The organism is Inquilinus limosus MP06 (assembly GCF_000767795.1).
Taxonomy (GTDB): domain Bacteria; phylum Pseudomonadota; class Alphaproteobacteria; order DSM-16000; family Inquilinaceae; genus Inquilinus; species Inquilinus limosus_E.
In genome coordinates this window covers 1-6,014 of the sequence record NZ_JANX01000392.1, presented here as the reverse complement: position 1 = coordinate 6,014, position 6,014 = coordinate 1, and the positions used below count along the sequence as shown (strand labels likewise).

At 71.5% G+C, this 6,014-nt stretch carries 7 protein-coding genes; 3 read left to right on the top strand and 4 right to left on the bottom strand.

The features are described 5' to 3' along the window. Positions 1-1,312 (top strand): calcium-binding protein (locus tag P409_RS23925; protein ID WP_052121309.1); only part of this gene is annotated, 1,312 nt, incomplete at its 5' end. Positions 1,313-1,447: 135 nt separating this feature from the next. On the opposite strand, the gene P409_RS23920 is transcribed toward P409_RS23925, so the two are convergent. Continuing rightward, positions 1,448-2,080, bottom strand: coding sequence for a chloramphenicol phosphotransferase CPT family protein (locus tag P409_RS23920; RefSeq protein WP_034844565.1), 633 nt, complete (start codon positions 2,078-2,080; stop codon positions 1,448-1,450). Positions 2,081-2,097: 17 nt separating this feature from the next. Then, positions 2,098-2,763, bottom strand: coding sequence for a phytanoyl-CoA dioxygenase family protein (locus P409_RS23915; RefSeq protein WP_034844571.1), 666 nt, complete (start codon positions 2,761-2,763; stop codon positions 2,098-2,100). Between the two features lie 163 nt (positions 2,764-2,926). Here P409_RS23915 and P409_RS23910 point away from each other — a divergent pair, with 163 nt between their 5' ends. Next, a complete protein-coding gene (locus tag P409_RS23910; protein WP_034844570.1) occupies positions 2,927-3,583 on the top strand; it encodes a MarC family protein in 657 nt (218 codons plus the stop codon). Between the two features lie 9 nt (positions 3,584-3,592). Here the strand turns inward: P409_RS23910 and P409_RS23905 are convergent, their stop codons facing one another. After that, on the bottom strand, positions 3,593-4,396 hold the full coding sequence (locus P409_RS23905; protein ID WP_034844569.1) for an SDR family NAD(P)-dependent oxidoreductase: 804 nt from the start codon (positions 4,394-4,396) through the stop codon (positions 3,593-3,595). Positions 4,397-4,477: 81 nt separating this feature from the next. Further along, positions 4,478-4,945, bottom strand: a complete 468-nt coding sequence (locus tag P409_RS23900) for a MarR family winged helix-turn-helix transcriptional regulator (RefSeq protein ID WP_034844564.1) — start codon at positions 4,943-4,945, stop codon at positions 4,478-4,480. 171 nt (positions 4,946-5,116) lie between these two features. Here P409_RS23900 and P409_RS23895 point away from each other — a divergent pair. After that, positions 5,117-6,014: threonine/serine dehydratase (locus P409_RS23895; RefSeq protein ID WP_052121306.1), on the top strand; the 898-nt coding region annotated here is incomplete at its 3' end.

The window sequence follows — 6,014 nt, the reverse complement described above, 5'->3', positions numbered from 1 at the left end:
GAACGGGTCGCGGTTCGCCGACACCCTGACCGGCTCGGCCGGCGACAACGAGCTCGATGGCGACGACGGCGACGACACGCTCTCGGGCAGCGGCGGCGACGACACCCTTAAGGGCTTCAACGGCAACGACACACTGCGCGGAGGTGACGGCGACGACCTGCTGGTCGGCTATGCCGGCGCCGACAGCCTGTCCGGCGGCGCCGGTCTCGACACCATCGACTACAGTTCCGGCCCGGCCGCGGTGACGGTGGCGGTCGGCGGCACGGGCACCGGCGGCTATGCCCAGGGCGACACCGTCGCCGCCGACGTCGAGAACATCATCGGATCGGCCTTCAACGACGTGCTGACCGGATCCGCCGCCGCTAACGACCTACGGGGCGGCAACGGCGACGACCGCCTGGCCGGGCTGGCCGGCGACGACCGTCTCGACGGCCATTACGGCAACGACGTCCTTCAGGGCGGCGACGGTAATGACGTGCTCGTGGGATGGTCCGGGGCGGACAGGCTCAACGGCGGCGCCGGGATCGACACCGCCGACTATACCTACAGCAACGGCGGCGTGACCGTGACCATCGGCGGCGCCGGCACGGGCGGCGACGCTCAGGGCGACGTTGTCGGCGCCGATATCGAGAACATCGACGGCTCGCTCTACAACGACACTCTCACCGGTTCGGCGGCGGCCAATGCCCTCAGCGGCGGCGACGGCAACGACGTGCTTCGCGGCGGTGCGGGGGCGGACCATCTCGATGGCGGCGCCGGTATTGACACCGCCAGCTACTTCACCGGGACGGCGGGCGTGTCGGTCACCCTCGCCACCGGCGCCGGCAGTGGCGGCGATGCCCAGGGCGATACGCTGACCGGGATCGAGAACCTCTCCGGCAGCCAGGGCAACGACAGCCTCACCGGCAATGCCGGCGCCAACACCCTGCAGGGCTGGAACGGCAATGACGCGCTCACCGGAGCCGGCGGCAAGGACACGCTGACGGGCGGCACCGGGGCGGACCGCTTCGTCTATGGCAGCACTGCCGACAGCGCGGTCGGGACCAACGCCGACCGGATCACCGATTTCAGCCATGCCCAGGGCGACCGGATCGACCTGTCGGCGATCGATGCCGACTTGGGAATGGCCGGCAACCAGGCGTTCACCTTCATCGGCACCGGTCTCTACACCCATCACGCCGGCGAGCTGCGCTACGCGTACAACGGCGCCGACACCACGATTGCCGGCGACGTCAATGGCGACGGCGCCTCGGACTTCCACATCACCCTCGCCGGCCACATCGCGCTGGCCGCCGGCGACTTCGTGCTCTGACACGCCGGCCTGCGCCGAGATCGTCAGCGTCATCCTCGGCCCGTGCCGGCCAGGATGCCAGGCGTCGAGATCCTCGGCCCGGGGCGCCAGGGCCGCTCCCGCTACAGCTGGAAATCCGCCGCGACCAGGGCGGCACTACTCCGCCGCCAGCCTGCGGAACGCCGAGAACGGAGCCGGGTCGTCCAGGCGCCGGCGGATCGCGGCGGCGCCGTCCGACGGGCTCAGCACCGAAGTGTCGAGCTCGAGGTCGTAGATCCCCGGCCGATGCACCTCGCGCTGCCAGCGCAGCACGGGCTCGGGCACCGGGTCATCCGCCGAGGCGACGGCATACTCACCCTCCCGCCCCGGCTGTCCCGTCCGGCGCCGGCGCATGATCTCCCCGACCGGGCAGCGCACGCCGACGAGCAGGGCCGGCAGGCCGAGCAGGCGCCGGGCGCAATCGCGCAGGATGCCGAGCGGTTCGGAATAGGCGTCGTGATGGCCGAGATCGGCCACGACGTTCAGACCGAGCCGGCTATGGGCGGCGATCGACTCATAGAGCCCGGCATAGAACACCGGCACCCAGGCCTCGATCTCCGGCCGCTCGCCGCCGGGCCGCAGCCCGAGACCCGGCCGGTAGCCGGGCGGCGTGACGTGCCGGGCATGGACATCGACGCCCAGATTCATCCAGGGCCCGTCGTCCCAGCCCTGGATCGCAGCGACGATGCTCGACTTCCCCGATCGCGGGGCGCCGTTGAGGACGACGATCCATCCAGCTTCCCGGGTCATCCGTCGGCCCTCCCGGCTCAAAGACCGGCCCATTCAAGACCGCCCGGCAGCGGGCCGGCGGCGAAATCCACCTGCAGCACCCGCCGGCGGGCCGGCTGCCGCGCCGCTTCCGAGGCATGCAGGATCGGCGTCGCATACAGCCAGATATCCCCGGCCTCGGCGATGCAGGCCGCGATGCCGCAGCGGCGGACGGCATCCGGCACCTTCGCCGCCGCGACGCGGCCGAGGCGGTGCGATCCCGGCGCCACCAGCAGCGGCGCATTGGTCATCGGCACGGGGTCGAGATGGACGCGCAGCGTGACCATGCCGGCCAGCACCGCGAAGGGCGGGGCCACATGTTGCAGGCCGTCTTTGACCGTCCAGGGCCCGAAGCCGTCGACCTCGACGCGCCGGGTCACCGCGACGGTCCGATCCTGGTGCCAGGCGAGCGCCCAATTGGCGGCCGGGGTCTTGTCGAACAGGATAGCCCGGACCGGCCGGGCCGCATCGCCCAGGATCGAGGCCGCTGCGGCGCCGACGGGCCCATCCTTCGCTAGAAGGGGCTGCAAGGCGATGTTTCCTCGCAACCTGATGCCGGCGCGATCCGGCGGCAGGCCGGCAAGCGCGGCATCGAGGCCGGACAGCTCGGCATCGGTCATCGCCGACCGAAGGCGTTGCGCGCCATGCGGGACGAAACGCAGCACATCCGGATCGGGCCAGTCGGGCGGGCGCATGCCCCAGCTAAAGCGACAGGCGCTCCCGACGCAACTCCCGCAATGCCGCCGTCCCGGGATCGGCTCACCGATCGGACAGTTGCGGCCGGGCGGGAAGATCGGTCAGGCTGTCGGCACCACCTCGGAGTCGCGGATGAGCGGTTCGATCCAGACCTTCCTGCTCACGCTCTCCGCCCTGTTCTCGATCGTCAACCCGATCGGGGCCGCCCTGATCTTCAGCCAGATCACCGCCGCGCGGTCGCATGGCGAGCGCCTGACCCTGGCGCGGAAGATCGGCGTCTACTCCGCCCTGGTGATGCTCGGCGCGCTGTGGGGCGGCGCCTATGTCCTCAGCTTCTTCGGCATCAGCCTGTCCGCCCTGCGCATCGCCGGCGGGCTGATCGTCGCCGCCAGCGCCTGGCGGCTGCTGCAATCGCCCGAGCAGCAGGAGGAGCGGAAGCAGGAGCAGGCGTCGGAGGCGGAGGGCATCGACGCCGTCGCCTTCTATCCGCTGACCATGCCCTTCACCACCGGCCCGGGCACCATCTCGGTCGCCATCGCCATCGGCTCGAACCTGCCGGTCGGGCAGCCGGATTTCCTGCCCTTCGTGCTCGGCGCCTCGGCCGCGGCGCTGGCGATCTCCGCCGGCGTCTGGGTCGCCTACTCCTCGGCCGACCGGCTGGTGGCGCTGCTCGGCCAGTCGCAGGTGCGGGTGTTATCGCGGCTGATGGCCTTCCTGCTGCTCTGCGTCGGCACCCAGATCACGCTGGGCGGCATCAGCGACTTCGTCCATTCGCTGACGCCGCCCTAGCCCGAGGCCTCACAAGCCGTAGCGCGCCGCCGGGGCCGCATTGGACAGGTTCGGCGCCAGCGCCCGGCGGGCGGTCTCGACCGCGTCCCAATCCTTGATCTCCGGCAGCGCCGGGATGGTCACGACCTCGCCCTGGTCGAAGCCGGCCAGCGCCGCGTCGACCAGGTCCTCGGCCCGCATCATCCGCTGCTGGATCTGCTGCGGCAGGGCGACGATGGGCGCGCCGGCGATGTCCCAGAACTCGGTCGAGGTGGGGCCGGGCAGCACCGCCTGGACGCGGATGCCCTTGGCCTCGAGCTCATGGCGCAGCTGCTGGCTGAAGGCCAGGACGAAGGCCTTGCTGCCGCCATACACGCCGTTCAGCAGTTCCGGCGCCACGGCGACGATCGAGGAGATATTGATCACCGTGCCGCCGCCGCGGGCGACGAAGCCGGGCACCGCCGCATAGGTCAGCCGGGTCAGCGCCGTGACGTTGACGTCGATCATCGACTGCATCGCGTCGACATCGGCCTGCAGCAGCGGGGCCGCGGAGCCGAAGCCGGCATTGTTGACCAGCACGCCGATGCGCGGATCGGTCCGCAGCACCTCCTCGACTTCGCGCAGATTGTCCTTGTCGGTCAGGTCGGCGGCCAGCGGCGTCACCGTCCGGCCGGTCTCGGCGGTCAGGCGCCGCGCCAGCGCGCCGAGGCGCCCGGCATTGCGGGCGACCAGGATCAGGTCGTGGCCGCGCTTGGCCAGACGGTCGGCATAGATCGCGCCGATGCCCGAGGAGGCGCCGGTGATCAGGGCGGTGGTGTTGCCGGTGGTGCTCATGATGCTCTCCTTCAGAAAGGGCATATGCCCATTTCTATTGATGAAAGGTGACGGCCGGCGGCTCGTCCTCCGATGCGAAACTCAGTCCTTCAGCGTGCCCAGCCGCTCGTCATAGGCGATGTCGAGCAGCGCGCCGCGCAGCGCCTCGGCCTCGCTCTGGCCGAAGACGGCGTGGAACCGGGCCTGCGCCGCCTCCCACAGGCCGAGGGCCTGCTGCAGCTTGGCGAGGCCCCGCGCCGTCAGCACGATGTGGCGGCGGCGCCGGTCCTCGATGCCCGCCTTCAGGACGACGAGGCCGTCCCGCTCCAGCGGCCGCAGCGTGTGGCCGAGGGCGGAGCGGTCGACCACCAGGGCCGCGGCCAGTTCCGCCAGGGTCGGCGTCTTGTCCCCCAGCTCGTGCAACTCGGCCAGGATGGCGAACTGGGTCGAGCGCAGCCCGGCGGGCGCCAGCGCGTCGTCGTAGAGCTGCGCGATCCGCCGCGACGCCTTGCGCATCGCGGTGGCGTTGCAGGCCAGGGCGCCTTCCCTGGTGTTGCGCTCGGTCTTCATGGAGCGGGATATGGTGCATAGGCCCATTTCGCGTCAAGGGGCATATACCCCTTTCTTTGCCCCTGCCCTGCCCGGACGATTCGGGCTTGCCTGTCGCCGCCCAGGCGGATAGGTAATTAGCAATCCGACGAATTCCTTGGCCGAACACCGATCCGAAACGGGAGACGGGACATGCAGCAGGTGGACCGCGACGGCATCGCGCGGATCGAGCCGGTGATCCGGCCGCATATCCGCCGCACGCCGGTGGTCGAGGCGGCAGGCCGCGATTTCGGCATCGAGGCGGGCGCCATCACCCTGAAGCTGGAGCTGCTGCAGCATGCCGGGTCGTTCAAGACCCGCGGCGCCTTCGCCAACCTGCTGACCCGCGACGTGCCGGCGGTCGGCGTCGCCGCCGCCTCGGGCGGCAATCACGGCGCGGCCGTGGCCCATGCCGCGGCGTCGCTGGGTCTGCCGGCGCGGATCTTCGTGCCGTCCATCTCCTCCCCCGCCAAGATCGAGCGCATCCGCCGCACCGGCGCCGATCTGGTGGTGGGCGGCGACCGCTATGCCGACGCCCTGGCCGCCTGCGACGCCTGGGTGGCGGAAACCGGCGCCCTGTCGGTGCACGCCTTCGACCAGGCCGAGACCATGCTGGGCCAGGGCACGCTGGCGCTGGAGCTGGAGAGCCAGGCGCCGGAGGTCGACACCGTGCTGGTCGGGGTCGGCGGCGGCGGCCTGATCGGCGGCATCGCTGCCTGGTATGCCGGCCGCGTAAAAGTCGTCGGGATCGAGCCCGAGGCCTCGCCCACCCTGCACGAGGCCTTCGAGGCCGGCCGGCCGGTGGATGCCCCGACCGGCGGCATCGCCGCCGACAGCCTGGCGCCGAAGCGGATCGGCGAGCGGGTGTTTCCGGTGGTGCGGCAGCATGTGGCCGCCACGGCGCTGGTGACCGACGACGCGATCCGAGAGGCCCAGCGCGCGCTGTGGGCCGGGCTTCGCGTGGTGGCCGAGCCCGGCGGGGCCGCGGCCTTCGCGGCCCTCCTGTCCGGCCGCTACCGCCCGGCCCCGGGCGAGCGGATCGGCGTGGTGG